The organism is Mesorhizobium sp. UC74_2, from assembly GCF_042701485.1.
Classification (GTDB): Bacteria; Pseudomonadota; Alphaproteobacteria; order Rhizobiales; family Rhizobiaceae; genus Mesorhizobium.
The window spans coordinates 5,916,220-5,940,643 of sequence record NZ_CP170562.1 but is presented as its reverse complement, the minus strand read 5'-3'; the positions used below and the strand labels follow the sequence as shown (position 1 = coordinate 5,940,643).

22 protein-coding genes are annotated in these 24,424 nt (G+C 62.8%); 6 read left to right on the top strand and 16 right to left on the bottom strand.

The genetic code is table 11. The features are described from left to right. Window positions 1-126: 126 nt before the first annotated feature. Together ACFJIU_RS28995 and ACFJIU_RS28990 are read right to left on the bottom strand one after the other, a co-directional pair. Entirely contained in the window at window positions 127-606 is a 480-nt protein-coding gene (locus tag ACFJIU_RS28995; RefSeq protein ID WP_379065831.1) for a DUF1772 domain-containing protein, read from the bottom strand. Between the two features lie 13 nt (window positions 607-619). Continuing rightward, entirely contained in the window at window positions 620-1,459 is an 840-nt protein-coding gene (locus ACFJIU_RS28990; RefSeq protein ID WP_379065829.1) for an NAD(P)H-binding protein, read from the bottom strand. A gap of 122 nt (window positions 1,460-1,581) precedes the next feature. Here ACFJIU_RS28990 and ACFJIU_RS28985 point away from each other — a divergent pair, with 122 nt between their 5' ends. Next, window positions 1,582-2,214: a TetR family transcriptional regulator gene (locus ACFJIU_RS28985; RefSeq protein ID WP_379065827.1), complete on the top strand. Its 633-nt coding sequence runs from the start codon at window positions 1,582-1,584 to the stop codon at window positions 2,212-2,214. On the opposite strand, the gene ACFJIU_RS28980 is transcribed toward ACFJIU_RS28985, so the two are convergent. Further along, window positions 2,200-3,516 (bottom strand): MFS transporter, encoded by a 1,317-nt coding sequence (locus ACFJIU_RS28980; protein WP_379065826.1) that lies wholly within the window; start codon window positions 3,514-3,516, stop codon window positions 2,200-2,202. The genes ACFJIU_RS28985 and ACFJIU_RS28980 overlap by 15 nt on opposite strands. Window positions 3,517-3,637: 121 nt before the next feature. Then, complete coding sequence (gene rpmE, locus ACFJIU_RS28975) at window positions 3,638-3,859, bottom strand: 50S ribosomal protein L31 (protein ID WP_379065824.1); 222 nt, start codon at window positions 3,857-3,859, stop codon at window positions 3,638-3,640. A gap of 174 nt (window positions 3,860-4,033) precedes the next feature. On the opposite strand from rpmE, the gene ACFJIU_RS28970 reads away from it, so the two are divergent. Further along, window positions 4,034-5,833 carry an ABC transporter transmembrane domain-containing protein gene (locus tag ACFJIU_RS28970; RefSeq protein WP_379065822.1) on the top strand — a complete coding sequence of 600 codons (1,800 nt, stop codon included), beginning with the start codon at window positions 4,034-4,036 and terminating at the stop codon, window positions 5,831-5,833. Window positions 5,834-5,836: 3 nt separating this feature from the next. On the opposite strand, the gene ACFJIU_RS28965 is transcribed toward ACFJIU_RS28970, so the two are convergent. The 4 genes from ACFJIU_RS28965 to ACFJIU_RS28950 form a co-directional block, all read right to left on the bottom strand. Continuing rightward, window positions 5,837-6,985, bottom strand: a complete 1,149-nt coding sequence (locus ACFJIU_RS28965) for an amidohydrolase (protein ID WP_379065820.1) — start codon at window positions 6,983-6,985, stop codon at window positions 5,837-5,839. 190 nt (window positions 6,986-7,175) lie between these two features. Further along, a complete protein-coding gene (locus ACFJIU_RS28960; RefSeq protein WP_379065818.1) occupies window positions 7,176-7,859 on the bottom strand; it encodes a nitroreductase family protein in 684 nt (227 codons plus the stop codon). Between the two features lie 78 nt (window positions 7,860-7,937). Further along, complete coding sequence (locus ACFJIU_RS28955; RefSeq protein ID WP_379065816.1) at window positions 7,938-8,600, bottom strand: GntR family transcriptional regulator; 663 nt, start codon at window positions 8,598-8,600, stop codon at window positions 7,938-7,940. A gap of 40 nt (window positions 8,601-8,640) precedes the next feature. After that, window positions 8,641-10,128 (bottom strand): carboxypeptidase M32, encoded by a 1,488-nt coding sequence (locus tag ACFJIU_RS28950; RefSeq protein WP_379065814.1) that lies wholly within the window; start codon window positions 10,126-10,128, stop codon window positions 8,641-8,643. A 136-nt stretch (window positions 10,129-10,264) separates the two neighbouring features. On the opposite strand from ACFJIU_RS28950, the gene ACFJIU_RS28945 reads away from it, so the two are divergent. Next, window positions 10,265-10,618 carry a DUF1304 domain-containing protein gene (locus ACFJIU_RS28945; RefSeq protein ID WP_379065812.1) on the top strand — a complete coding sequence of 118 codons (354 nt, stop codon included), beginning with the start codon at window positions 10,265-10,267 and terminating at the stop codon, window positions 10,616-10,618. 72 nt (window positions 10,619-10,690) lie between these two features. Here ACFJIU_RS28945 and ACFJIU_RS28940 read toward each other — a convergent pair whose 3' ends face one another. Together ACFJIU_RS28940 and glmM are read right to left on the bottom strand one after the other, a co-directional pair. Beyond that, the gene (locus tag ACFJIU_RS28940; RefSeq protein WP_129412728.1) at window positions 10,691-11,524 is read right to left on the bottom strand and encodes an outer membrane protein; all 834 of its coding nucleotides are present in this window, start codon (window positions 11,522-11,524) and stop codon (window positions 10,691-10,693) included. A 223-nt stretch (window positions 11,525-11,747) separates the two neighbouring features. Beyond that, window positions 11,748-13,100: a phosphoglucosamine mutase gene (gene glmM, locus ACFJIU_RS28935; RefSeq protein ID WP_379065809.1), complete on the bottom strand. Its 1,353-nt coding sequence runs from the start codon at window positions 13,098-13,100 to the stop codon at window positions 11,748-11,750. 250 nt (window positions 13,101-13,350) lie between these two features. On the opposite strand from glmM, the gene ACFJIU_RS28930 reads away from it, so the two are divergent. Both ACFJIU_RS28930 and ACFJIU_RS28925 read left to right on the top strand, forming a co-directional pair. Further along, entirely contained in the window at window positions 13,351-14,208 is an 858-nt protein-coding gene (locus ACFJIU_RS28930; protein WP_379065807.1) for a hypothetical protein, read from the top strand. 160 nt (window positions 14,209-14,368) lie between these two features. Further along, window positions 14,369-14,959, top strand: a complete 591-nt coding sequence (locus tag ACFJIU_RS28925) for an antifreeze protein (RefSeq protein ID WP_379065805.1) — start codon at window positions 14,369-14,371, stop codon at window positions 14,957-14,959. A 76-nt stretch (window positions 14,960-15,035) separates the two neighbouring features. Here ACFJIU_RS28925 and ACFJIU_RS28920 read toward each other — a convergent pair whose 3' ends face one another. Continuing rightward, a complete protein-coding gene (locus tag ACFJIU_RS28920; protein ID WP_379065803.1) occupies window positions 15,036-16,097 on the bottom strand; it encodes an SO2930 family diheme c-type cytochrome in 1,062 nt (353 codons plus the stop codon). Continuing rightward, entirely contained in the window at window positions 16,094-17,329 is a 1,236-nt protein-coding gene (locus tag ACFJIU_RS28915) for a parallel beta-helix domain-containing protein (protein WP_379065801.1), read from the bottom strand. The genes ACFJIU_RS28920 and ACFJIU_RS28915 overlap by 4 nt, the downstream gene beginning before the upstream one ends. Window positions 17,330-17,414: 85 nt before the next feature. Here ACFJIU_RS28915 and ACFJIU_RS28910 point away from each other — a divergent pair, with 85 nt between their 5' ends. After that, window positions 17,415-18,044 (top strand): TetR/AcrR family transcriptional regulator, encoded by a 630-nt coding sequence (locus ACFJIU_RS28910; protein ID WP_379065799.1) that lies wholly within the window; start codon window positions 17,415-17,417, stop codon window positions 18,042-18,044. A 9-nt stretch (window positions 18,045-18,053) separates the two neighbouring features. Here the strand turns inward: ACFJIU_RS28910 and ACFJIU_RS28905 are convergent, their stop codons facing one another. The 4 genes from ACFJIU_RS28905 to ybgF form a co-directional block, all read right to left on the bottom strand. Continuing rightward, a complete protein-coding gene (locus ACFJIU_RS28905) occupies window positions 18,054-19,625 on the bottom strand; it encodes a cation:proton antiporter (protein WP_379065797.1) in 1,572 nt (523 codons plus the stop codon). A gap of 182 nt (window positions 19,626-19,807) precedes the next feature. Then, window positions 19,808-21,742: an ATP-dependent zinc metalloprotease FtsH gene (gene ftsH, locus ACFJIU_RS28900; protein WP_379065795.1), complete on the bottom strand. Its 1,935-nt coding sequence runs from the start codon at window positions 21,740-21,742 to the stop codon at window positions 19,808-19,810. Window positions 21,743-21,844: 102 nt separating this feature from the next. Continuing rightward, on the bottom strand, window positions 21,845-23,212 hold the full coding sequence (tilS, locus tag ACFJIU_RS28895) for a tRNA lysidine(34) synthetase TilS (protein WP_379073261.1): 1,368 nt from the start codon (window positions 23,210-23,212) through the stop codon (window positions 21,845-21,847). Then, the gene (gene ybgF, locus ACFJIU_RS28890; protein WP_379065793.1) at window positions 23,212-24,309 is read right to left on the bottom strand and encodes a tol-pal system protein YbgF; all 1,098 of its coding nucleotides are present in this window, start codon (window positions 24,307-24,309) and stop codon (window positions 23,212-23,214) included. Before ybgF ends, tilS begins: the two co-directional genes overlap by 1 nt. Window positions 24,310-24,424 lie beyond the last annotated feature (115 nt).

Here is a 24,424-nt window from a genome sequence, read left to right as displayed (position 1 = left end):
TTTCCAGCCGGTTCGACGCCGGCACGTCAGGGTGCCAACAGCACGGTCTTTGCAATCCCGGCTGGCTGCAGCAAAAATCCGCCACCTCGACCCGAGACGGCGGATTTCCCAGCAGCACCGAGCAACTTACATCAGCGCCGCGATGAAGGCCGCCAGCGCGCCGGTGCATGCGAAGGCACGCACATGGTTCCAGAACACCCAGCGATCGAGATGGACGGCCCAAAGCTGCGCGGCAGCCTGACTGTCGGGCGCGGTGGCAGCCAGTGCGTCGTTCATCGGCACGTTGATGACCATGGTGACGATGATGTTGCCGACGATGTAGAGCGCAGCGCCGATCAGCACCCAGCTGGGCCGCGCGACTCCCCATCCGAGCAGGGCTGCCAGCACGAGGAACAGCGCCAGTAGTGCCGTGCCCATGAAGATGGACAGGAACAGCGGGTTCTGGATCACCGTGTTGATGGTGTTCATGGCCAGCACGCCCTGCGGTACCGGCACTTGCGCCAGCGACGGCATCACCGAATTGGAATAGGCGAAGAACAGGCCCGCCATGAGGCCGCTGCCAAGGGCGGCAATGAAAGTGATGGCGATTACGATCTGAGCAAACATCTTTCTCTCCCTCTCAGAGATTCACATGCCACACGCCGGTGGCGGCAGTTTCGCGCACATAGGCGGAAAAGTCTTTGGGTCCACGACCAAGAGCCCGCTGGACACCGTCGGTGACGTGTTCATTTCGGCCGTCAAGCACCTGTCCAAACAGTTCGTCGAGCAGCCAGACGACCTCGGCTGGCGTTTCGTAAGCCTCGAGTTCAGCCCTGAATGCTTCCGGCGAGACGCGGCTGAAGCCCACGTCGCGGCCAGCGGCACTGGAGATCTCGGCGACGGCCTCGCGGAAAGTCAGGAGCCGCGGTCCGGTAAGCTCGTACAACTCACCGACATGCCCATCGTTCGACAGGACTTCCGCCGCCACGTCCGCGATATCGTCGACATCGACGAAGGGTTCGCCGATCTCGGCAGCGGGGATGGAAATCTGTCCCGCCAGCACGCCGTCCAGGAAGGCGCCTTCGGAAAAATTCTGCGCAAACCAGGCGCAGCGCAGGATCGTCCAGTCGGCGCCGGTGGCCTTGACCATCTCTTCTGCGCGCTGCGCCTCCGCTTCGCCGCGGCCGGACAGAAGCACCAGCCGGCGTACGCCGCGGCTCACGGCCAGCCTGGCAAACTCCTCGACGGTTTCCGCGGCGCCAGGCACGGCGATGTCGGGATAGTAGCTGATGTAGACGGCGCCTACGCCTTCGAGGGCGCCTGCCCAGCTTGCCTTGTCAGTCCAGTCGAAGGCCGGGCGCGCCGAACGCGAGCCGATATGGACCGGGATGTTCTTTGCCTTGAGCCGCTCAGCCAGTCTGCGGCCGGTCTTGCCGGTGCCGCCAAGGATCAGGACGGGCTTCGATGTCTTGCTGGTCATCTTTTCTCTCCATGTCACAAACGTGAGTAATCCTCGCGTTTGCAAAATGTGATAAATCCTCATATTGTGAGAGTCAAGCGGGAATTTTCCGGCAACCGCCCGCCGGCATTCGAGGAAAGATCATGGAAAGCGTCTCGGCCATCGTTCAGGACATACCCGGCCCGCGCCGCGAGCCGATCCAGAAACGCAGCCGTGAACGGGTGGAACGAATGCTCGCCGTCGCCTCTGCGCTGATCGCGGAAAAGGGCAGCGACGCTCTGCGCATGGGCGAAGTGGCCGAGAAGGCCGGCGTGTCGATCGGCTCGCTCTACCAGTTCTTTCCCGACAAGAGCGCCATCATCCGGGCTCTCGCCGACCGCTACCAGAAGGAGAGCGAGACGTGCATCTCCGAAGCCCTGGCAGAAGTGAAGGACAGGAAGGGTCTGGAAAAGGCCTTCTCGGAACTGGTCGATATCTATTACGGGATTTTCCTCGCCGAGCCGGTGATGCGTGACATCTGGTCGGGCACGCAAGCCGACAAGGCACTGCGCGAACTGGAACTTGCCCACAGCCGTGCCAATGCCGGCATGCTGCTTGCCGTGCTCAGGCGCCTGCGCCCGGACGAGGATCCAGACCTGCTCGAAACCTCCGCCTTTCTGATCTGGCAGCTCGGCGAAGCGACCATGCGGCTGGCGGTTTCGGTCGACCGCACCGAGGGCGACCGGCTGGTCACAGCCTACAAGCGCATGGCGCTCAGCGAGCTAGCGCGCAGCTGAAGCCGCGCGCTCATCCATTGCGGACGTGTGCTTGGTGTCGCGCATGGTCGAATAGACCAGCAGCGAGACGAAGATGACGCCGGCCAGATAATAATAGAACCACTGTTCGTGGCCCTGCTGCTTGAACCACAGCGCGATTGCCGGTGCGGTGCCGCCGAAGATCGAGACCGTCAACGCATAGGGCACGCCGACGCCGGTGGCGCGGACCGCGGTCGGGAACAGTTCGGCTTTCACCACCGCATTGATCGAGGTGTAGCCCGCCGTGAATATCCACGCACCGCAGATCAGCAGGAAGGCGACAAAGGGCGACGTCGTCGTTGACAGCATCGTCAGGATCGGCACCGTCAGGACGGTGCCGGCGACGCCGAAGAAGATCAGCAGCGGCTTGCGGCCGATACGATCGGAAATCAAACCATAGATCGGCTGCAGGATCGCCGCGAAGATCAGCGAGCCGGCGATCACATAGGTGGTGGTGAGGTCCGACAGGCCGACCGTCTGCTTGACGAAGGTCTGCATATAGGTCGTGAACGTGTAGAAGGCGGCCGTACCGCCAGCGGTCAGTCCAACCACGATCGCCACTTCGCGCGGGAACTTCCTCAGCCCGCGCAGCGAGCCCTCGCGCTTCTGCGAGGTCGTCGTCGCCACGAAGGCCTCGGTTTCATGGAGCTGCCGGCGCATCACCGCGGAGAAGATGGCAAGCAGTGCACCGATGACGAAGGGGATACGCCAACCCCAGTCGACCAGTTGCTCATGGGTCAGGAACACATTCTGCAGCAGCAGCAGGACCAGGATCGCGCACAGCTGCCCGCCGATCAGCGTCACATATTGGAAGCTGGAGTAGAAACCGCGGTGGTTCGGATCGGCGACCTCACTGAGATAGGTGGCACTCGCACCATATTCGCCGCCGAGGCTGAGGCCTTCGATGACACGGGCCAGCGCCAGAAGCACCGGCGCGGCAAAGCCGATCGTCGCGTAGGTCGGCGTGAACGCGATGATCAGCGAACCGAAACACATCATCAGCACCGAAATGGTGAGCGACAATCGACGCCCGTAGCGGTCGGCGATATGGCCAAACAGCCAGCCGCCGAGTGGTCGCACGATGAAGCCGGCGGCAAACAGCGTCGCAGCGTTCAGCTGCTGGACGACGGGGTCATGCGAGGGAAAGAAGGCCGGCGCGAAATAGAGCGCAAACGCCGTATAGGCGTAGAAATCATACCATTCGACCAGATTGCCGATCGAACCGATGAAGATGGCTTTGATCCGGCGACGCGCATCATCGAAATGCAGAGCGGTGTCCGACACATGACCTCCCTGCCCCCGATGGCAGGATCGGCCAGTTCAGGTCCCGATGCAACCCGCGTCGACCCGCAACAAAAAACCCGCCCTGAGGGCGGGTTTTTTGGGTCCGTATCGCGGCTCCGGCTTAGATGCCGAGATTGGCGAACTTGTTCTTGAACTTCGACAGACGGCCACCGCGGTCGAGCAGCGTCTGCTGGCCGCCGGTCCAGGCCGGATGCGTCGAGGGATCGATGTCGAGGTTCATCGTGTCACCTTCCTTGCCCCAGGTCGAACGGGTCAGGTACTCGGTGCCATTGGTCATGACGACCTTGATGGTGTGGTAGTCGGGATGGATGTCAGCCTTCATCGCTCTTGTCCTGGCTAGGTGGGACGGCGGCCCTGCGGCGATGCGCCCCTTTTTAAAACTCGAAGCCGCAGCTATTGAGGAGCCACGGCTTCAAAAACGGTCGGCGTGCCTATACAACAGGCGAAATTGAATCACAAGGCCGCGCCGGAGCCAATTCGGACAGGAACCGGGACGATGGCTGACCCTACCAGCGCAGACGAGCGCAGACGCTCGCTCCAGCCGCTTCGGCGGGTCTTTCCCTATATCGCCCGCTATCGCGGCCTGGTGGTCGGCGCAGGCATTTCGCTGGTGCTGGCGGCCGTCACCACACTGGCGCTGCCGCTTGCCGTGCGGCGCATGATCGACAACGGGTTCTCCAGTTCCGATTCCGCCTTCATCGCCAGCTATTTCGGCATGCTGATGGTCATGGCCGCAGTGCTCGCACTGGCATCCGCCGGTCGCTATTATTTCGTCATCACCCTTGGCGAACGTGTCGTCGCCGACATTCGCCGCGACGTATTTTCGCATGTCACCACTTTGTCGCCCGCCTTTTTCGACACATCGCAATCGGGCGAAATCGTCTCGCGGCTCGCCGCAGACACCACGCAGGTGAAGTCGGCCGTGGGCGCGACCGCTTCGGTGGCGCTGCGCAATGTCATCCTTGGCCTTGGTGCGCTGGCTATGATGGTGGTGACGAGCCCGAAGCTCTCTGGCCTCGTCATTGCGGCGATCCCCGTCATCGTGCTGCCGCTGGTCGCCTTCGGCCGTTCGGTGCGCCGTCGTTCCCGGCAGGCGCAGGACACGCTGGCCAACGCCACCGCCTATGCCAGCGAGCAGATCGGCGCCGTGCGCACACTGCAGGCATTCACCAACGAAGGATTGGTCACCGGTCGCTTTTCCGCTGCTGTCGAAGCCGCTTTTGCGGCCGCCCGCGCCTCCGTTCTTGCCCGCGCGCTGCTCACCTTCTTCGCCATTTTCATGGTGTTTTCTTCGGTGGTCGCGGTTTTGTGGTTCGGCTCGCGCGACGTGCTCGACGGCACGCTGTCTCCCGGTACGCTTGGTCAGTTCCTGCTCTATTCAGTCTTTGCAGCCGGCGCCCTCGGCGCGCTGTCTGAAGTGTGGGGCGAGCTGTCGCAAGCGGCGGGCGCAGCTGAACGGCTCACGGAAATCCTTGCCGAGAAACCCGGCATCGAAGCGCCGGCACAGCCGCGCGCGCTGCCGGTCAAGGCAAAGGGCGCCATCGAATTCAGCGATGTCTCCTTCTCCTACCCGGCGAGACCCGATCGCGCCGCCGTGCACGACCTGGGCTTTTCGGTAAAGCCAGGCGAAACGGTCGCCATCGTTGGCCCGTCGGGCGCTGGCAAGAGCACGGTTTTCTCGCTGATCCTGCGTTTCTACGATCCCGAGACAGGCTCGGTGAAGCTCGACGGGATCGACCTGACGCAAACGGATCCGCTCGCGCTTCGCCAGCGCATCGCCATCGTGCCGCAGGACGTCACGATCTTTGCCGCCAGCGTACGTGACAACATCGCCTTCGGCAGGCCGGAGGCTGGCAATACCGAGATCGAGGCGGCGGCCAAGGCAGCTCTTGCCGAAGAATTCATCCTCAAGCTGCAGGACGGCTATGACACGCAAGTCGGCGAACGTGGAGTCACCTTGTCTGGTGGCCAGCGCCAGCGCATTGCGATCGCGCGCGCCATCCTGCGCGACGCGCCGATCCTGCTGCTCGACGAGGCAACCTCCGCGCTCGACGCCGAAAGCGAAACGCTCGTGCAGGAAGCGCTCGAACATCTGATGCAGGGTCGCACCACCCTCGTCATCGCGCACCGGCTGGCGACCGTGTTGAAGGCCGACCGGATCCTCGTCATGGACGGCGGACGTATCGTCGAGGAAGGCACGCACAAGAGCCTCGTGGCCAAGGGCGGCATCTACGCCAGGCTCGCCAAGCTGCAGTTCGAAACCGGCGCCAGCGCCTTCATGGGCGCGGCGGAGTAGCTGCTATCCCAGCAAGTTGCGTGCGGTGCGCATGAAAATCCTTGAGCCTATCGGGATCAGGTCGTCCGGAAAATCGTAGTCCGGGTTGTGCAGCGCCGGGTGCCGTTCCCCGGCTCCCAGGAAGAACATCGCTGAGGGCGCGGCGCGCCCAAAGATGCCGAAGTCCTCGGAAGCACGCATCGGCAGGCTGTCTTCGCTGTACGCGACACCTTCCTGATCGAGCGCCGTGTGCAGATGCTCGACGGCCGTCGGCGCATTCATGCTGGCAACGAAGATCTCATGATAGTCGATGGCAAAGGTCAGACCGGCTTCACTGGCGGCCCGCTCCACCAGCACTTCGGCGGCGGCGCACAAGCCTGCCATCCGCCCGTCCAATCGTGTCCGCAGTGTCGCCCACACTTCGGCGCGGCCGGGCGCCACCCCGAACACCGCCGCGCCCATCGTGGCATGGGTTACGGTCACCATGCCGAAACCGTCGTCGCTGAAAGCACCGCCACCAAGCCTTGCCAGTGCAGGCATCAGCTGGCTTATCGCGAGCATCGGCGACGTGCCGGTTTCGGGCATCGAGGAATGTGCCGTCTTGCCCTCCAGCACGATGCGCATGCCGCGCGAGGCGCAGTTGACGACGCCGGGTTTCACACGAACCTCGCCGAACGGAATGCCAGGCAGATTGTGCAGCGAGAAAGAAAAATCCGGAGCGATCTCGCCGAAGCGCGGATCGGCCACCACACCGACAGCGCCATCGCCGGTCTCCTCGGCCGGCTGGAACATCAGAACGACGCGCCCTTTCCGGGGGCGGCTGCGTCCGAACTGGCGTCCAAGGGCAGCCAGGATCGTGGTGTGTCCGTCATGGCCGCACATATGCGACTTGCCCGGTACCAGCGACGAATGCTCCACACCGGACAGTTCTTCGATCGGCAACGCGTCGAGTTCGGAGCGGAAGAGAACCGTTGGGCCCGATTTGCCGCTGTCATAGATCATGGCGACGCCATGGCCGCCCAGCCCTGTCAGGATTTTATCCGGCCCGGTATCGGCGAGAAAGGCAACCACCTCTTTGGCCGTCGCCTCCTCCTCGTTCGAGACCTCGGGATGCTGGTGCAGTCTGCGCCGCCAAGCCGTGAGCTCGATCAGGTCCTGGTTGGTAAGCGACAATGCGTCCTCCTCATCCGGCTTCATCGCGGACAGGATGGCGCCGGACGTTGCGGATCGGAAGGGGCAGCTGCTGGAAAACGGCCCTCCAGGCGCCCTCGAGCGTTTCCGTTTTCACGGAACGCTCTCGCTCACTGTTTTGCGCAATTCCAGATGGAAAACCGTGGCACACTTTTCCTGGAATTGCTCTCGATCAGAGAAAGGTCGCGATTTCCGCCAACGGTTTCTTTTCAACCGCGTGTTGCGGAATGGTGGCGCCTTCCTTCGGATAACCGACGACCATCAGGATGTAGGGCTTGTCATGCGGGTCGCGGCCGCAGATCTCGTTCAGGAAGCTCATCGGGTTCGGCGTGTGCGTCAGCGCGACGAGGCCGGCGCGGTGGATGGCGGTGATCAGAAGACCGGTCGCGATCGAAACCGATTCCGGCACGTAGTAGTTCTTGCGCAGCACGCCATCGGCGGAGCGGCTGCGGCGCTCGCCGAAAATGCAGATGAGCCAGGGAGCCTCTTCCAGGAATGGCTTGTCGGCATCGGTGCCGAGCGGTGTCAGCGCGGCCAGCCATTCCTCGCCGGCCCTGCCCTCATAGAAGGCGCGCTCTTCGATCTCGGCCGCCTCGCGGATGCGCTTCTTGATCGCGGAATCGCCGATCACCGCGAAATGCCAGGGCTGGTGGTTGGCGCCGTTGGGCGCGGTGCCTGCCGTCAGGATGCAGGTTTCGATGATGTCGCGCGGGACCGGCCTGGTGGAGAATTCGCGCACCGTATGGCGCGCGCGCATTTCCGCATAGAAGGCTTCCGCATTCGCTCGCATGGTTTCAAGCGGAAGCTCGTGAAAGTCCGGCAGCGGAATCGGCTGATAGCTCGTTGTAGGCTTCATCGCGCAATGCTCCTCAAGATTGTCCAACAATATTGTCCGACAATCCAGGAATGCGCAAGTCCAACCTTTTAAAGCCGGTCAGGCCGGTGCGAAATGATCGTCGGACAGCCTCTGGATGAGCGCGCCCGAGGCAACGACATGCTCGCGCATCGCGGTTTCCGCAATTCGCCTGTCGTCAGCCAGGACAGCTTCGACGATCCGTCGATGTTCCGCGTTGCTGGCAAAGACGTCCTCGCGATCGACCAGCATGCGGAACTGCAGCCAGTAGAGCGAATTGGACAACCTGGTCAGTGTCTCGGCCAGCACAGCGTTATTGGCGGCCGCTGGAAACAGCGCATGAAAACGCGTGTTGGCGTCGGAGAACTTCGCCATGTCGTTTGCCGAGACGGCATCATCCATCTCAGCCTGAAGCGCCCACAGTCTGGCTGGTTCCGCTTGCAGTGCCGGCAGGGCAAGGCCGACGGCCAGCGCCTCCAGGGAACTTCGAACGGCAAACAGGTCATCGACCTCCTTGCGTGACAGCCGGCGCACCGTCACCCCTCGATGCGGCTCGAAGGCCAGAAGCCCGTCCACAGTCAGCCGCTGGAAGGCTTCACGGACCGACGACCGCGACACGCCATGCCGGGAAGCGAGTTCGGTCTCGGTGAGGCGCTGGCCCGGCACGAGATGGCCGCCGCGCACGGCCTGCGTGATGGCGGACGCGATCTGCTGGGCGGTCGAAAGAGGATCGCGGTCCGTCACCAGAAGCAGCCCGGCATTGTTGCTGTCAGCAATGAGCCTATCATGACTTGCCGTAGCGCCGCTTCAGATGCGTGATGAAATGCGCTGCGTTCAGCTTTTCACCGGTGGCGCGTTGGAGAAGCTCGGGCGTCGAGTAGCGCGCCCCCTGCGACCAGATCCGCTCCCGCCGCCAGGCATTGACTGCGTCGAAATCGCCCCGGGCGATATCCTCGTCCGCCGTCGGATGTTCTCTGGTCAACGCCGCCCATTGCTGGGCGGCCATCATGGCGCCGAGCGTATAGGAAGGAAAATAGCCGAAGGCGCCCGAGGGCCAATGCACATCCTGCATCGGTCCGTCGGCAGCGTTGTCGATGGTGGAAAGACCAAGATAGTCGCGCATCTTGGCGTCCCACGCCTCGGGCAGATCGGCGACGGCGAGCCTGCCCGAAACCAGATCCTGCTCCAGTTCGAAACGCAATATGACATGCAGCGGATACGTGACTTCATCCGCATCGACGCGGATCAGCCCGCGCTCGACGCGATGCACATGCGGCAGGAGGTCTTCCAGCGTCCAGGCCTCGCCGAGATGCTGCTCGACCACCGGCAGCGCCCAGCGCCAGAAGGCCGGATTGCGGCCGAGCTGCTTTTCCACGAACAGGCTCTGGCTTTCATGTACCGCCATGCCGCGTGCCTTGCCGAGCGGCCAGTGCGACCACTCCTTGGGCAGGTTCTGCTCGTAGAGCGCATGGCCGGTTTCGTGCAGCACCCCCATCAGCGCCGACAGGAAATCCGAGGTCTTGTAGCGGGTGGTGATGCGCACATCGGTCGGCACGCCACCGCAGAACGGATGATGCGACACCGAAAGCGAGCCGTGGTTGAGGTCGAAGCCGACGGCCGCCATCATCCCCAGGCCCAGTTCGCGCTGCTTGTCGATCGGATAGACTCCCGACAGCGGCTTGAGTGGCCGTTTCGCCAGGTTTTCGCTCTGGACGGCGAGCGCTTCCGGCACGAAGTCCTTCAGGAAGGTCTTGAGTTCGGCGAAAACCGGCGCGATGTCCGCGGCGCGATTGCCCGGATCGTACTGCTCCATCAAGGCGTCGTAGGGCGACAGCTTGAGCACGGCGGCCCGCAAGCCCGCCTCCTCGCGCACCAGCGCAACGATGTTCTCGAGCGCGGGGCGAAAGCCCATCCAGTCGTTCCTGGCACGCAGTTCCCGCCACAGTTGCTCCGAACGCAACCGCGCCGCCGTCTGCCGCTCCACGAACTCTGCCGGCAGGCAAGTCATATTGATGTACTGACGCTCGAATTCCCGCAGTGCTGCCTGCTGGTCTGCATCCAGCCCTTCAGCCGCAGCGCCGGCAATCCAGTCTGCAATCTCCGGCGCCGTGGCCTGGCGATGATACATGCCGGCCAGTGTGGCCATTGCCTCCGCCCGTTTCTCGCCGCCACCGACCGCCATGTGGGTCGCCTCGTCGGCACCCAGAATGGCCTGGGCATGCTCCAGGGCCTCGAGCTTGCGGCCGAGTTCATCCAGTTTCTTGAACGACATTGCTTCACCAGGGATCATGAATGGGGTTGGCGCGAACAGACATCAAGCCGCGAGCGATGGCAACCCTATCCGCACGGCTTGCGCGAAACGCGAGCTTGCGGGAACATCCGCGATCTTGACGGGCAAGGGGGAGACAATGATCGCGAACATATTGGTCGGCCTGGTCGCGCTGATCCACGTCTACATCGTCTATCTGGAAATGGTGCTGTGGGACACGCCGCGCGGCCACAAGGCTTTCGGCCTGACCCCCGAATTCGCCACGGCCTCGAAGGTTCTTGCGGCCAATCAGGGCCTTTACAACGGCTTCCTTGCCGCAGGGCTGATCTGGGGACTGTATCTCGGCGAAGCCGGCTTCCAGGTAAAAACCTTCTTCCTGCTCTGCGTCATCGTTGCCGGGCTCTATGGCGCGGCGACGGCAAGCCGCAGGATCCTCTACATCCAGGCTGTCCCGGCTGCGCTGGCGCTGATCGCGCTGTGGCTGGGTTGGTGATCTGCCGACGTTTCCCTGAACGAAAAACCGCCCGGCATTGCCGGGCGGGTTCTGAAATTTTCGAGGCAGGGATTACTTCGTGTAGACCGGTTCCGGCTCCGGCACATAGACTGGCGGGGGCGGCGCGCAGTCCGACCGGCCACCGAACTGATAGCGCAAGCCAGCACGCACTTCGTGCGTATTGATGCCCTTGTCGAAGCCGGGGCCACCGCCGACCTTGTAGCCGAACATGCCGCCGCCGTTGATGTGGCTGTAGCGATAACCGACATCGAGCTTGGTGGTGTCGGTCAGGCAGTAGGAAGCACCGGCCATGACTGCATAGGCGAAACGCCAGCCTTTCTTGCCTTCGTGCTCGAACTCGCCATCCGGGTCCTTGTTGACAAGGGTGTTCCATTTGAGGTTCGCACCACCGATACCGGCGCCGACATAAGGTGTGATGCCGTGCCAGGTGCCGATGTCGACATAGGCGTTAGCCAACAGGAGCAGCGCCGAATAGGAGCTGGTGTCGGTCGACGTACAGGGCAGGCCCGTGCCGCAAAAACCCGACGTGCCGCCATTGAACTTGGTCTTCGACCAGTAGTCCAGGGTAACGTCCGTGCGGAAGTATTTGGTGACCTGGTAGCCAACACCGCCACCGATCGAGAAGCCACCCTTCAGCTTGTGCGTGTCGAAGGTCCCGACAAAGCCACCAGGAAGGACATATTCCGGGCTGCTCATATTGGATTTGCGGTAGCCGAGATCACCACGGATGTACCAGCCGCCATATTCGGCTTCTTCATAGACCGGCGCCGCGACGGGTGGGGCTTCCACCACCGGCGGCTCGGCCAGATCCGCCGCCAGCGCCGGTGCGGCGAGGCCGGACAGCAGCAAGCCGGCCACGGCTGCCTTCCTTCCGAAATTGTACATCCTTGTCACCCTTGAGACGTCGGAACACGGATGGTGCCCGAACATGATTGACCTCGGGTGTGGATAATGAATTGCAAAGGTTAAAAGGCATTTAACCGTATCAGTTAACTATACTCGTCTAGATTTCCATCAAAGCGCTGCGGCGAAACCTTCGCCAGAACGCACACGACCCGCCGGAGCGGGTCGTGTCATTCAGTCTTGCCCTGAGGGGACGAAACTGGCTTCAGGCGGCGCTGCGTGTCTCGGAAATCACGCCGACAATGTCGTTGACGACCTCTTCGACGAGCTTCGGATCGTCACCTTCCGCCATGACGCGGATGAGTGGTTCGGTGCCGGAAGGGCGAATGACCAGCCGGCCCTTCTTGCCGAGCCGGTTCTGGGCTTCTTCGATCGCAGCCTTGACCGGCGCTTCCTCAAGCGGCTTGCCGCCCGAGAAATGCACATTCTTCAGCAATTGCGGCACGGGTTCGAATTTCTTGAGCAGTTCGCTGACCGGACGGTTCTGGCGCTTGACGCAAGCAAGCACCTGCAGCGCTGAAACCAGGCCGTCGCCGGTGGTCGAGAAATCGGAAAGCACGATGTGGCCGGACTGCTCGCCGCCGACATTGAGGCCATTCGCGCGCATGTGCTCGACGACATAGCGGTCGCCGACCTTGGTGCGGTGAAGCTGCAGCTTCATGCCGGCCAGGAAGCGCTCGAGGCCAAGGTTGGACATGATGGTGGAAACCACGCCACCACCAGCCAGGCGGCCGTTCTGGTGCCAGGATTCGGCGATCAGCGCCATGATCTGGTCGCCGTCGACCACCATGCCATTCTCGTCGACGATGACGACGCGGTCAGCGTCGCCATCCAGTGCGATGCCAATGTCGGCCCGAACCTCGTGCACCTTCTTCTGCAGTTCGGCCGGATGGGTGGAACCGCATTCCTTGTTGATGTTGAAACCGTTCGGCTCGACATTGATGGCGACAACGTCGGCCCCGAGTTCCCAGAGTGCGGCCGGCGCGACCTTGTAGCCCGCGCCGTTGGCGCAATCGACGACAATGCGCAGGCCCGACAGCGACATGGCCCGCGGCAGGGTGCGCTTGGCAAATTCGATGTAGCGGTCGTGAACGCCATCGACGCGCTTGGCGCGGCCGAGGCTGTCGGAGTCGGCGAGAGCCATCTCGACATCCTCATCGAGCATGCTTTCGATCCGCTCCTCGATCTCGTCCGAAAGCTTGTAGCCATCCGGGCCAAACAGCTTGATGCCGTTGTCGTGATACGGGTTATGCGAGGCCGAGATCATCACGCCGATGTCGGCGCGCAGCGAGCGCACCAGCATGGCAACGCCTGGCGTCGGGATCGGCCCGAGCAGGAAGACGTCCATGCCGGCGGCGCACAGACCGGCCACCAGCGCGTTTTCGATCATGTAGCCCGAAAGCCGGGTGTCCTTGCCGAGCACGGCACGGTGACGATGGCTGCCACGCTGGAAGGAAAGACCGGCGGCCATGCCGACCTTCATGGCGATTTCCGCCGTCATTGGGAACTTGTTCGCGCGACCGCGAATACCATCCGTTCCGAAATAACGTCCCGACATCTACTACACGTCCCTGGCTGTTTGCCCGATGGCTGCTAATGCCACAACTGCCCGGTGCCAAGCCATCACTTTGTGTTATAGTATGTCATGAATCTTAGAAATTTGTTGCCCCGCCAAAAATGCGACGCAATGGTCACAATGCTCGCGGATAAGTGCGGGAGGAGATGCGGCTGCTGCACTAGCGCAGGCACGGCTTGCGCGCTATTGCTCGCATGGGATTGATTGTGAGTGGCACAACGGAGAGAACGCTATGCTCATCGATCGACTTGCTACATTGACGGGCCTTGCCGTCGTGACCCTGTTCCTGGCGCAACCAGCCAGCGCACTCACGATGGCCGAGTGCAGCACCAAGTATAACGCCGCCAAGGACGCCGGCACACTGGCCGGCCAGACCTGGAACCAGTTCCGCAAGGCGCAGTGCGGCACCGACGCCAGCGCAGCGACGGACACCACCAAGCCGGCGCAGAAGGCCAAGGCCAACGCCGACGACACCAGCAAGCCGGCGAAAAAAGCCGCCGCCGCGAGCGATGACGCCAAAGGCCTGACCGCCAAGGAGTGCTCGGCAAAATACCAGGCTGCCAAGGCGGCCGGCACGCTCAACGGCATGAAATGGAACGACTTCCGCAAGGCCCAGTGCGGCCCGGGCGCGAGTGCCGCGGTCGACACCACCGCTGCCCCGGCCAAGCCTGCCAAGGCTGCGACCAAGGCGGCTGATGCCGCCGCCGGCGGCAAGGGCCTGACCATGGCCGAGTGCTCGACCAAGTACCAGGCCGCCAAGAGCGGTGGTACGCTGGGCAGTCAGAAGTGGAACGATTTCCGCAAGGCCAACTGCAGCGCCGGCGCCAATGACGACGACTCGGTGCCGGCGGCAGACGAAGCCACCTACACCAACGAGCCGGACGCACCGACGGCAAAGGCGCCGAGCGGCGTCAAGTTCCCGAGCGCGGTTGCGAAGAAGTATTCTTCTGAGTCTCCCGGCAAGGCGCGCATGCACACCTGCCTCGATCAGTACTACACTGCCAAGGACAACAACGCCCTCGGTGGCCTGAAGTGGATCCAGAAGGGCGGCGGTTACTACAGCCTCTGCAACGCCCGCCTGAAGAGCTGATCGACGGCGCCTCGGCGCCAGGTCAGCGTCAAGTACAAGGAATCGCGTGGGTTTTGCTCACGCGATTCTTTTTTTGTCCCTACTGCAAGATTCTTGTGGAACGTAAGAAGAACAAATAGTATACAAACAGCGTTTCTTAAATCACGCATCGGGAGGTTGCATGCGAGTTCTTTATCTGGCGGCCACTGCCGCGACTATCTTGTTTCCACTCGGCGTCATGCCGGCCAGCGCGCTGACGATGAAAGAGTGCAGCGCCAAATATCAGGCCGCCAAGGACGCCGACACACTCGACGGAATGAACTGGATCGCCTTCCGCAAGGCGGAATGCGGTTCCGACACAGCTGATACCGGCGACGCCGCGACTGCGGCTACCGTGGAAAAGGTCGCCTTCGTTTCCTTCAAGGAGTGCGGCGCCCGCTACCAGGAAGCCAAGCGCAACGATGAACTGAACGGTCGTGGATGGGACGAGTACCGAACCGCGGAATGCGGCCACACGCTGGACAAGAAGGAGGCTTCCCTCGACAAGGCTTCCATCAATCCGGCGGAAGCGCCGGCGGGCGTTACATTCCCGACCGAGATCGCAGCCGACTTCAAGGACGAGACACCGTCGAAGGCGCGCATGCACTCCTGCCTCAAGCAGTATCACGCCAACAAGGAGGCCGGCACGCTGAACGGGCTGCGCTGGATCCAGAAAGGCGGTGGCTACTACAGCATCTGCAGCAAGCGGCTGAAAGCCACTCAGCCGGCTTGATCCGATTGGACGAAAAGGGGGCGCGAACCGCCAGGGGTTCGCGACCCCTTTTCATTGATTGCCGCATTCACCATTGCTACCGCAGCGACGCGATCCAGTCGGCAAGCAGCTTGACCGCATCCGGATCGGCAATATGGCGGCCCAGCTCAGGCATCATCACACCGGGCACCGTGCTCTCCACGCGGTAGGTCACGATCGAACGATCGGGCTCACCTGGCACGATGTCGAATTCGCGATCACCGGAACCTCGCCCCGCCGCAGCCGGCCGCTTCAGCACACCGTACCGCACCGGCACATTCTCGCCATATGTCAGGAACAGGCCCGTATTGCTGGCTGGCCCTTCGGCACGGTGGCAGTGCGCACAATTGACGTCGAGCCATGTACGGGCTCGTTTCTCAAGGGTAGTCGTTTCATCACGCCAGTCGGCGGCAGCCGGGATTTCCGCAGCTTCCGGCACTCCGGTGAGCAAGCCAGCCGCACCCCAATGGACGAGCTGGTTCTCGGTTCCCCTCGCATAAGCGTAGTCGATGTTCAGGTTGCGAGCCTTCGGACCCAGCGGAATGATCTTGCCGTTGAAGGCATGGCACGCCTTGCATTGGTTCTTGTTGGGCACCGAATAATCGAACGACAGCGGCGCTCCATCAGTCCCGATCGAAGAGATCGAAACTTTCGCACCGGCGATCTTCAGCGTGGCATCGGTCTGCTGGTCATTCCAGAGATAGGCCCAGGCCGACCAGCCATCCGCATGATGCAGCAGGACCCGGGTCTCGACCAGGCGCAGCTTCTCGGCCGGCTTTCTGTAATCCGCGGGAAAGGCGAAAGTCTTGACCAGCGCGGTGCCCACCGGGAAATCGAAAGCCTCGACTGCGTTATACGCCGCTGCCTGGCCATTGGGCACATAGACGAAACGGAACTTCTCGGCGCCATCCGAAAACAGCGGTGTCGCCAGTCGGAACGGCACGACCCCGGATGCCGGTGCCTGTTCTCGCGGATCCTCGAAGAAACCGAACTCGGATAATTGCCTCGGCGGTGTTGGCCCGAGAATTGCCGGGTCGGAAACGGCTCGAGCGGGAACGGCAAGCGCGGCAAGCGCCGCTGACGCCAGGATCAAGGACCGTGCGATCCCGGCGAGTTTCACGCGCCGCCGTCCTGCGGCAGTTTGACGGGCGCCGGTTCAGGCAAGCTCCCTTTGTAGGCCGAGATATCGGTGTCGGGCCACCAGCCCCAGGGCAGCAGCAGTTGCGACAGCATCTTCAGATTGACGAAACTCGTGCCTTCCGCCTCGTCGACGTAAATCTGGTTCTCGGCGGAGACCCAGCTGAGATATTCGGGAATCCTTGTCACGCCATCCCAGACGATGTCCGGCACAGGTGTGCCCGAGATATCGGTGATCATCTTGCCCACGTCGCCGTCGGGTGCATTGCCGCCTTCGCCATAGATGTTGCCGTGCACGAAGACACCACGCGGCACGAACATGTAGTTCTTGTCGTCATAATCTTTCGGATAGGCGCCGATCAGCACATGCGTGGTGCCGTTGCCAGACAGGCGATTGCCGAACACATGCACGTTGCGGTTCGCCATCACCATGATGCCGGTGCCTTTCGGCACCATGGCCACGGTATTGCCCTTCGGCGCGAAATTCGCCGTATCGTTGTCCACGACGTCGTTGTCGAAGACACGGATGTCATGCCCGCCCTGTACCGGCAGGTTGGGCAGATCGAAAATGAGAATGCCTCCGGTGTTATGGGTCGCAACGTTCTTGTAGACATCGGCGCGCATGGAGTTCTCGATCTCAATGCCGGCGACATTGTATTCAGCTCGCGAGTTGCGCACGATGATGTCCTCGCTCTGGCCGACATAGATACCGGCATCGGAGGCGCCGCGCACGGTAACCCTGTCGATCAGCACATGCCTGGAGGAGACGGGATAGACGCCGTAGGAGCCGTTTTTCTCGTTCGGCCCGTTCGTCCATTCGACGCGCAGGTTGCGGAAGGTGATCTGTTTTGAACCTTTGGATTTGACACCGTCGCCCTTGGCGTCCTCGACAGCGAAATCCTCCAGCACGACGCGATCCGAGGTAACGAGCAGCCCTTCGCCCGAACCGGTCTGGCCCTTCAAGGAAAGGATCGTCTGGTCAGGACCCGCGCCTTTGACGGTCACGTCGTCGGCGTCAAGCGACAGACCTTCCGTCAACTCGATACGTCCCGGACCGATCGCGACCGTATCGCCTGGCTGCGCGGAAATCAGCGCTTCGACAAGTTTCTCCGCTGCGCCATCGCCGGCGGCAACGGCAATCTCGGCCGCCGAAGCGGGCGCAGCCAGGGCCGCATACGCAAGAAACAATGCTGCCCGCATCTTGGTTGCACGCATCGCCCTCTCCCTTGCGTCGCGTCGTTTTGCCCAGACAATGCGCCCGTGCTGGACAGCTGTCAACAAAGATGAAACTGTTTCACTTATGGATCATCCGACCACCCGCTCGAAACCTGTTGAACCACGCCAGCGCCGCGCGCTGAAAACGCGCACCGCTTTGCTCGAAGCTGTGGAAGGCGTGGTTGCCTCGGATGGGCATGACGCGGTAACGACAACCCGCATCGCCGCCGAAACCGGTGTCGCGGTCGGCACGATCTACCGGTATTTTGTCGACCGGGAGGCCTTGCTGCTTGCCGCCTACGAAGCAACCGTTGCACGCATCGTCGCACAATGCCTGGCAACGCTCGACGCACTACCTTCCGATCTGAAGGCAGTCGACGCCGCCCGCGCCCTGCTCTCACGCTATCTGGAAGTGGCCGACTCCATTCCAGCCCATGCCGGCCTGCTCGCGGCAATGCGGTCCATCCGGCCGATCGAGGCTGACCAGCAAACCGATGTCCATACCGGTATCACAGGCGACCTGCTTGTGCCTTTTCTTGCCCGTTATGCAACGGACTGGGAAAGTCTCGAGCCGGTGCGGCTGCGCTTTCTGAGCGTCATGGTCAGCACGATGGTCGACCTCTACCTTGTCACCAGTGATGGTGATGCCCGCGCTCGCCTGCGGGAGGAGATCGAAGCCCATGTTGCACTGATGGTGGAGCGTGTTGGCCGCTAGGCCGTCTGATCAGGCAGGAGCGCTTCGACCAACCGCGCTGAGTTCCGCCCAGTCGAGTTCTTCTTCCAGCAGGTGGAATGCGTCGTCACCGATGACGAACGTCCGCCTCAGTTCGATCGCGCGTGCGCGAGCAGCGGTGATGGCCTGAAGCCGCAGGGCACCACCTGGCAGACCTGCCGCCTGGCGGGGCTCGCCGCCGACCTCGCACAGCTCGACAATGGCACCGTACTCCTTGCGCAGCAGCCTCGCGGCGAGACTGTCTTCCTGTCCGATAGCGGCAACGGCTGCCTTGTAGGCTTCGACACGCCCGTGCCGCACTTCCCGTCCGACCGGGTCGTCGTCGGAAAGACCAAGCCATAATATCAACGGCCGCAAGGTCAGTCCCTGCAGCACCAGCGTGCCGAAGACGACAGCGAAGGCAGTGAACAGGATGAGATCGCGATAAGGAAAGGGCGATCCGTCACGCATCACCTCGGGTATGGAAAAGGCCGCGGCAAGGGTGACGATGCCACGCATGCCGGCCCAGGAAATCACAATCCCGCTCGCGCGTGTCGGCCTCGACATAGGACGCGGTGGATTGAAACCATAGCGCTCGATGCGCCAGCGGATCAGCTTGTTGTAGCTCATCACCCAGGCAAAGCGCGTCAGAACGACGACGGCAAGGATGGTCGCTGCGAACAGGACGTAATTGCCGCGCATATCCGGCGTAAGCCGCTCCCAGATCGGACCGAGCTGCATGCCGATGAGCACGAAGGCCATGGCGTTGAGGATGAAGACGACCGCTTCCCAGACCGCGTAGACCGGCACCCGCAGCCTGGCTGGCATATTCGGTCCGCGCGTGTTGGCGATCGTCATCGCATAGACGACGATGGTCAGGATGCCGGACAGGCCGATCGCCTCGGCGGTGATCCAGACGCCGAAGGTGACGGTGAACTGGGCGATGATCGAAGTCGGGAAATCCTCGAAGCGTATGGCCGGCGTCAGCACGCGCGCCAGGACATATCCAGCCGCCACACTTCCAAACACCGTCAGCAGGAAAACGGGCGCACCGCTCGACAGCGAAAGCCCGCCCCCGAGCACCGCCATGACGGCCAGCTTGTAGAGCAACAGTGCACTGGCGTCGTTGAGCAGGCTTTCCCCTTCGAGGATCTTCAGGAGCCGGTGCGGCAGCTTGACCTGCCGCATCACAGCCGTCGCCGCCGCGGCATCGGGTGGCGCTACGATAGCGCCGAGCGCGACGGCGACCGGCCAGGAGATGCCCGGCACCAGCCAGCGCGCCGCCATGGCCACTGCGAAGGTGGTCAAACCGACAGCCATCAGCACAAGACCGGTCACCGGCAGCCAGTTGTCACGAAGATCGCGCAGCGAAGTGTCGTAGGCGGAATCGACCAGCACCGGGGCCACGAACAGAGCGAGTGCCAGATGTGGATCGAGCGTCCATTGCGGACTGCCTGGCAGAAATGGGATCAGCACGCCGCCAACGGCGAGAAAAGTCGGATAAGGCACGGCCAGGCGCCGCGCCAGCGCCGAAAGCAGCGCGGCGCCAAGCAGGAGCGCAATGATCCATTCAAATGTCTGCATGGCCGGGCGATGTCCCTCTTCGCGTGCAGCATCAGGCTTCGCGAGCGCGTGCGCCTCCGACAACAATAGCCACGATTGCCGGGCTCGTCTGTATCCGGCGTGGAGACAACCCCGTGGACGGAAGTCTCAAAAAGAAACGCCGCGACAAAGTCGCGGCGTTTGCATTCAATCCCAATCCAGCCTTAGTTCGACGGCTGCGGTTCCATGCCACCTTCAGGCTCCGGGCCCTTCTTGCGGCGGCCACCGGTACCGGCCTTCGGTACAGCCGATCCGCGCGCGGTCGGCGTATCGTCACCAAGGTCACGCGACGGCTTCTGACCCGCGATCAACTGCTTGATCTCGTCGCCGGAAAGCGTTTCGTATTCGAGCAGGCCTTCGGCCAGCGCGATCCAGTCCTTCTTCTTCTTGGTCAGGATCGTCTTGGCGGTCGAATAGGCCTCGTCGATCAGGCGGCGCACCTCTGCGTCGATGATCTGCGCGGTCTCTTCCGACACGTTCTGCGTACGCGCCACCGAATGACCGAGGAACACCTCTTCCTGGTTTTCGCCATAAGCGACGTGACCGAGCTTGTCGGAGAAGCCCCAGCGCGTGACCATGGCCCGCGCCAGCTTCGTCGCCTGCTCGATATCCGACGAGGCGCCGGAGGTAATGTTCTCCTTGCCGAACTTGAACTCCTCCGCCACGCGACCGCCCATCATGATGGCCAGGCGCGAGATCATGTACTTGTAGCTCATCGAGTAGCGGTCGCCCTCGGGGAGCTGCATGACCATGCCCAGCGCACGACCGCGCGGAATGATGGTCGCCTTGTGCAGCGGGTCGGCAGCCGGCACGTTGAGCGCCAGAATGGCATGGCCGGACTCGTGATAGGCGGTCAGTTCCTTCTCGGCCTGCGTCATGGCCGAGGAACGGCGTTCCGCGCCCATCATGATCTTGTCCTTGGCGTCCTCGAACTCCTGCATGGTGACGAGGCGCTTGTTGCGCCGCGCCGCCATCAGCGCCGACTCGTTGACGAGGTTCATCAGGTCGGCACCCGAGAAGCCCGGCGTGCCGCGCGCGACCGTCTTCAGGTCGACGTTCGGCGCCAGCGGCACATTGCGCACATGCACCTTGAGGATCTTCTCGCGGCCGACGATGTCGGGGTTCGGCACCACGACCTGACGGTCGAAGCGGCCCGGACGCAGCAGCGCGGGGTCCAGCACGTCCGGACGGTTGGTCGCGGCGATCAGGATGATCGACTCATTGGCCTCGAAGCCATCCATCTCGACCAGCAACTGGTTCAGCGTCTGCTCGCGCTCGTCATTGCCGCCGCCGAGACCGGCGCCGCGATGACGGCCGACCGCATCGATTTCGTCGATGAAGATGATGCAGGGAGCGTTCTTCTTGGCCTGCTCGAACATGTCGCGGACGCGGCTGGCGCCGACGCCGACGAACATTTCGACGAAGTCCGAACCGGAAATGGTGAAGAATGGCACATTGGCTTCGCCCGCGACCGAACGAGCCAGCAGCGTCTTACCGGTGCCGGGAGGGCCGACCAGCAGCACGCCGCGCGGAATCTTGCCACCCAGCCGCTGGAACTTCTGCGGATCGCGCAGGAACTCGACGATTTCTTCCAGATCCTGCTTGGCTTCGTCGACACCGGCGACGTCCTGGAAGGTGACGCGGCCATGCGCCTCGGTGAGCAGCTTCGCCTTGGATTTTCCGAAGCCCATCGCGCGGCCGGAGCCGGACTGCATCTGGCGCATGAAGAAAATCCACACGCCGAGGATCAGGATCATCGGCAGCCACGAGATCAGGTAGCCGAACAGCGTGTTGGAGCCGTCGGTTTCCGGACGGGCGTTGATGACGACGTTCTTTTCCTCGAGCCGCGAGACCAGCGAAGGATCGCCGGGCGAGTAGGTCTGGAAGCCGGCTGCGCTGTCGGCATAGGTGCCGGAGATGCGCTCGCCTGCGATCGTCACCGCCTTCACGCGTCCCGAGGCGACATCCTGCAGGAACTGCGAATAAGGAACGTCCGTGGAAGCCCCACGGGTCTGCGGCGTCTGGAACAGATTGAAGAGAGCGATCAGCAGGACCGCTATAATCGCCCAGAGTGCGAGATTACGATAGTTCGGATTCATCGATTGTCCCGTTGGCGCCCATGTTTGGACGCGGATCCTTGAAGAGTTAGGCCTAACATAGGGAGAGCGCCCCCCCTTGCCAAGCATAAGAACATGGCTCGGTTAAGCATTAGCGCTCGCTTGAGATCCGGCAGGCACTTTCAGCGGTGGCGCCGGAAGGGAGGGAGCGCCGACGAGTCCCGATACGGCGCGCGCGACCTCCAGGTCGAAGCCGGACAGGAACCGCGCGAAAGGAGCGACGACGGGAACGACTTGCGCCCCCGGCAATCGCCCGGGTTCGCCCGGTGAACCGAGGCGAATGCCATCTCGCCAGACCGCCGGCTCCACTGCATGGGCGGCGCGAAACAGGCTTGCCGGAGCTTCCTCTCCCGCCGACGCTGTGCTTTCCAGCCCCCCCTCGCGTCCAAACGGGGCGATCACGCAACCCTCGACGCCGTCGTCGAAAGTGATGCGATACCGCCCGTCCCACACGGCTCCATCCGACGGCATCGAGGGAACTGGAAGGCCACGGGCTTCACGGTAAAGAAAGATGCCGGCGCGACGCACATCGATCACCGTCCGCGACAATGTAGCGCGACCCGTACCGGCCGATGACATCCGCAAAAGTCCTGCGACGCGATCCTTGTCGGGCAGAAAGGACGTCCCTCCCGTTACGGCAAGCAGGACGCGCATAGCCTGCAGTGCCGCCGGTCGGTCAGTTTCGGCCCCGAATTCAGGCGCGAGGCGGATCAGGCCAGGGGCCAATCGCCTGCCGTGGCGGTCAATCAGAATGGCGGCACGGTGGCTGAGCTCTTCGCGGTCATGCGCGACCCGGCACGCAGTGGCCAGAATATCCTCGAACTGATTTTCATTCCCCGCGAGCGTGGCACGCGCACGTGGCCGCTCGAACGCAGGGTCAAGATTGGTCGGGTCGTCGATCCACCCGAGACCGCGCGCCGTCAGCAGCGCGCGCAGGGTGGAACGGCGTTCGGCCAGCAGCGGGCGCAGGATCCAGACATCGCCTTCATAAAGTGTTGCGGGCGCCATGCCGGCGAGCCCCGGCCCCTCGTCCCGCGCCTGCCGCATGATAACGGTCTCGGCCTGATCGTCGGCGGTATGGCCGGTCACGACAATGTCGAGCCCTTCATCGCGTGCGACATCGGCGAGCAGCCTGTAACGCGCCTCGCGAGCCGCGGCAGGAATGCCGCTCGAAGGCTTGGCACCTTCCCAGGCAACCGTGCGGTGGACAATGCCCAGTTTCTCGCAGAGGCCGGCAACGGTTTGCGCCTCGGTGGCAGAGGCCGAACGCAGCGCATGATCGACGGTGACGGCTATGAGCCGCGCCGAAGGCAGAAAACGGTCGAAATGGTTCTTCAGGAGAACAAGCAGAGCGGTCGAGTCACTGCCGCCGGAAATGGCGGCTACGGCGCCTTGGCCGAAATCGATCCGCGGGAAAAGCATAGCGGCGGGCAGTGAGCCCGCTTGTTGCATCAGCACGAGGCGAGCGCCCGCTCCTGCTTGACGCGTTCCTTGAGCGCGCTGGAGGCGTCGGGATAACGCTTGCCCACTTCCGAGAAGGTGGCGCAGGCGACGTCGCGCTGCTTCAGGCCCATCAGCGAGATGCCAAGCTTCAGCAGCATGTCGGGTGCCTTCTTGGACTTCGAGTAGTCCTTGCTGGCGGCGAGGAAAACCTCGGCTGCGTCGCGGTACTTCTGCTGTCCGAGCAGGGATTCGCCCAGCCAGTAGTGCGCGTCGGCGGCCTTGGGGTCGGACGGATAGCGTTGGATATGCTGGCGGAAGCCTTGTTCGGCGGTATTGTAGTCCCCCGAAAGCACGAACTGATAGGAATTGCGATAGAGCTCGTCGGGACTGTTGGTGGACGGCAATGAAGCAACGACGCCACCGCCCTGGGCCGGAGCCGGCGAGGCCGGGGCCGAATTCGGAACGTCTGCCGGCGGCACCGCGCTGATGACATTGCCGTTCTTGTCGACGGTGATGGTACCGAAGGATGCCGGCGGCTTGCCCGTGACGAGTTTGCCCGGTTCGCCATTGCCGGAATCGATGATGAGATCGCCGACCTGGTCACCGGTATCGCTTTGTCCGCCAGGCTGAGGGGCCTGATTGGCCGACTGAGCCTGTCCGGAGGGGCCGGCGCCGGCGGCAGCCGGCGCTGAAGGCGCGGCCGAGGCAGGTGCCTGGGCCACGCTGTTGCCGCCAGTGGCGGCGTCGGATTTCTTCTGCGGGGCAGCACCACCCCCCTGCTCGATCTGCTGGAAGCGGAACTCATTGTCTTCCTGCGTCTTGCGCAGCTGTTCCTGCAGCTGCAAGATCTGGAAGTTGAGTTCTTCGATCTTGCCATTCATCTGGCGGATCTGGTCCTCCAGGCCGACTGAGCCCGACTGGGCAAGCTGCACCGGCTCACTCTTCTTTTCCTTGCCGCCGAATACGCCCGGAAGTCCGAAGCTCGGCAAGCTGAAGGAAAAGCCGTCCTCGGTGGTCCGCACCGGTCCGGCCGCACTGGCGGGTGCAATCACACTCGCTGCGAGCAGGACTGCAAGTGTCCCGCTCAGGATTGTTCTAAAATGCATTGGTCTCTCGCCATCAGGGTCAAAACAGATCATTGCCCGGAAGCGGCCATCGCCTGGCAACGATTGCCGACCCGAACGCATCCGCTTTTAGCAGGGCGCGAGACTTCGGCCAAAT

Bases quoted from the DNA above. Each gene is read 5' to 3' on its own strand.
- ACFJIU_RS28995 (WP_379065831.1), bottom strand. From the start codon at position 606: ATGTTTGCTCAGATCGTAATCGCCATCACTTTCATTGCCGCCCTTGGC.
- ACFJIU_RS28990 (WP_379065829.1), bottom strand. From the start codon at position 1,459: ATGACCAGCAAGACATCGAAGCCCGTCCTGATCCTTGGCGGCACCGGC.
- ACFJIU_RS28985 (WP_379065827.1), top strand. From the start codon at position 1,582: ATGGAAAGCGTCTCGGCCATCGTTCAGGACATACCCGGCCCGCGCCGC.
- rpmE (WP_379065824.1), bottom strand. From the start codon at position 3,859: ATGAAGGCTGACATCCATCCCGACTACCACACCATCAAGGTCGTCATG.
- ACFJIU_RS28970 (WP_379065822.1), top strand. From the start codon at position 4,034: ATGGCTGACCCTACCAGCGCAGACGAGCGCAGACGCTCGCTCCAGCCG.
- ACFJIU_RS28960 (WP_379065818.1), bottom strand. From the start codon at position 7,859: ATGAAGCCTACAACGAGCTATCAGCCGATTCCGCTGCCGGACTTTCAC.
- ACFJIU_RS28950 (WP_379065814.1), bottom strand. From the start codon at position 10,128: ATGTCGTTCAAGAAACTGGATGAACTCGGCCGCAAGCTCGAGGCCCTG.
- ACFJIU_RS28945 (WP_379065812.1), top strand. From the start codon at position 10,265: ATGATCGCGAACATATTGGTCGGCCTGGTCGCGCTGATCCACGTCTAC.
- ACFJIU_RS28940 (WP_129412728.1), bottom strand. From the start codon at position 11,524: ATGTACAATTTCGGAAGGAAGGCAGCCGTGGCCGGCTTGCTGCTGTCC.
- glmM (WP_379065809.1), bottom strand. From the start codon at position 13,100: ATGTCGGGACGTTATTTCGGAACGGATGGTATTCGCGGTCGCGCGAAC.
- ACFJIU_RS28930 (WP_379065807.1), top strand. From the start codon at position 13,351: ATGCTCATCGATCGACTTGCTACATTGACGGGCCTTGCCGTCGTGACC.
- ACFJIU_RS28925 (WP_379065805.1), top strand. From the start codon at position 14,369: ATGCGAGTTCTTTATCTGGCGGCCACTGCCGCGACTATCTTGTTTCCA.
- ACFJIU_RS28915 (WP_379065801.1), bottom strand. From the start codon at position 17,329: ATGCGTGCAACCAAGATGCGGGCAGCATTGTTTCTTGCGTATGCGGCC.
- ACFJIU_RS28910 (WP_379065799.1), top strand. From the start codon at position 17,415: ATGGATCATCCGACCACCCGCTCGAAACCTGTTGAACCACGCCAGCGC.
- ACFJIU_RS28905 (WP_379065797.1), bottom strand. From the start codon at position 19,625: ATGCAGACATTTGAATGGATCATTGCGCTCCTGCTTGGCGCCGCGCTG.
- ftsH (WP_379065795.1), bottom strand. From the start codon at position 21,742: ATGAATCCGAACTATCGTAATCTCGCACTCTGGGCGATTATAGCGGTC.
- tilS (WP_379073261.1), bottom strand. From the start codon at position 23,212: ATGCAACAAGCGGGCTCACTGCCCGCCGCTATGCTTTTCCCGCGGATC.
- ybgF (WP_379065793.1), bottom strand. From the start codon at position 24,309: ATGCATTTTAGAACAATCCTGAGCGGGACACTTGCAGTCCTGCTCGCA.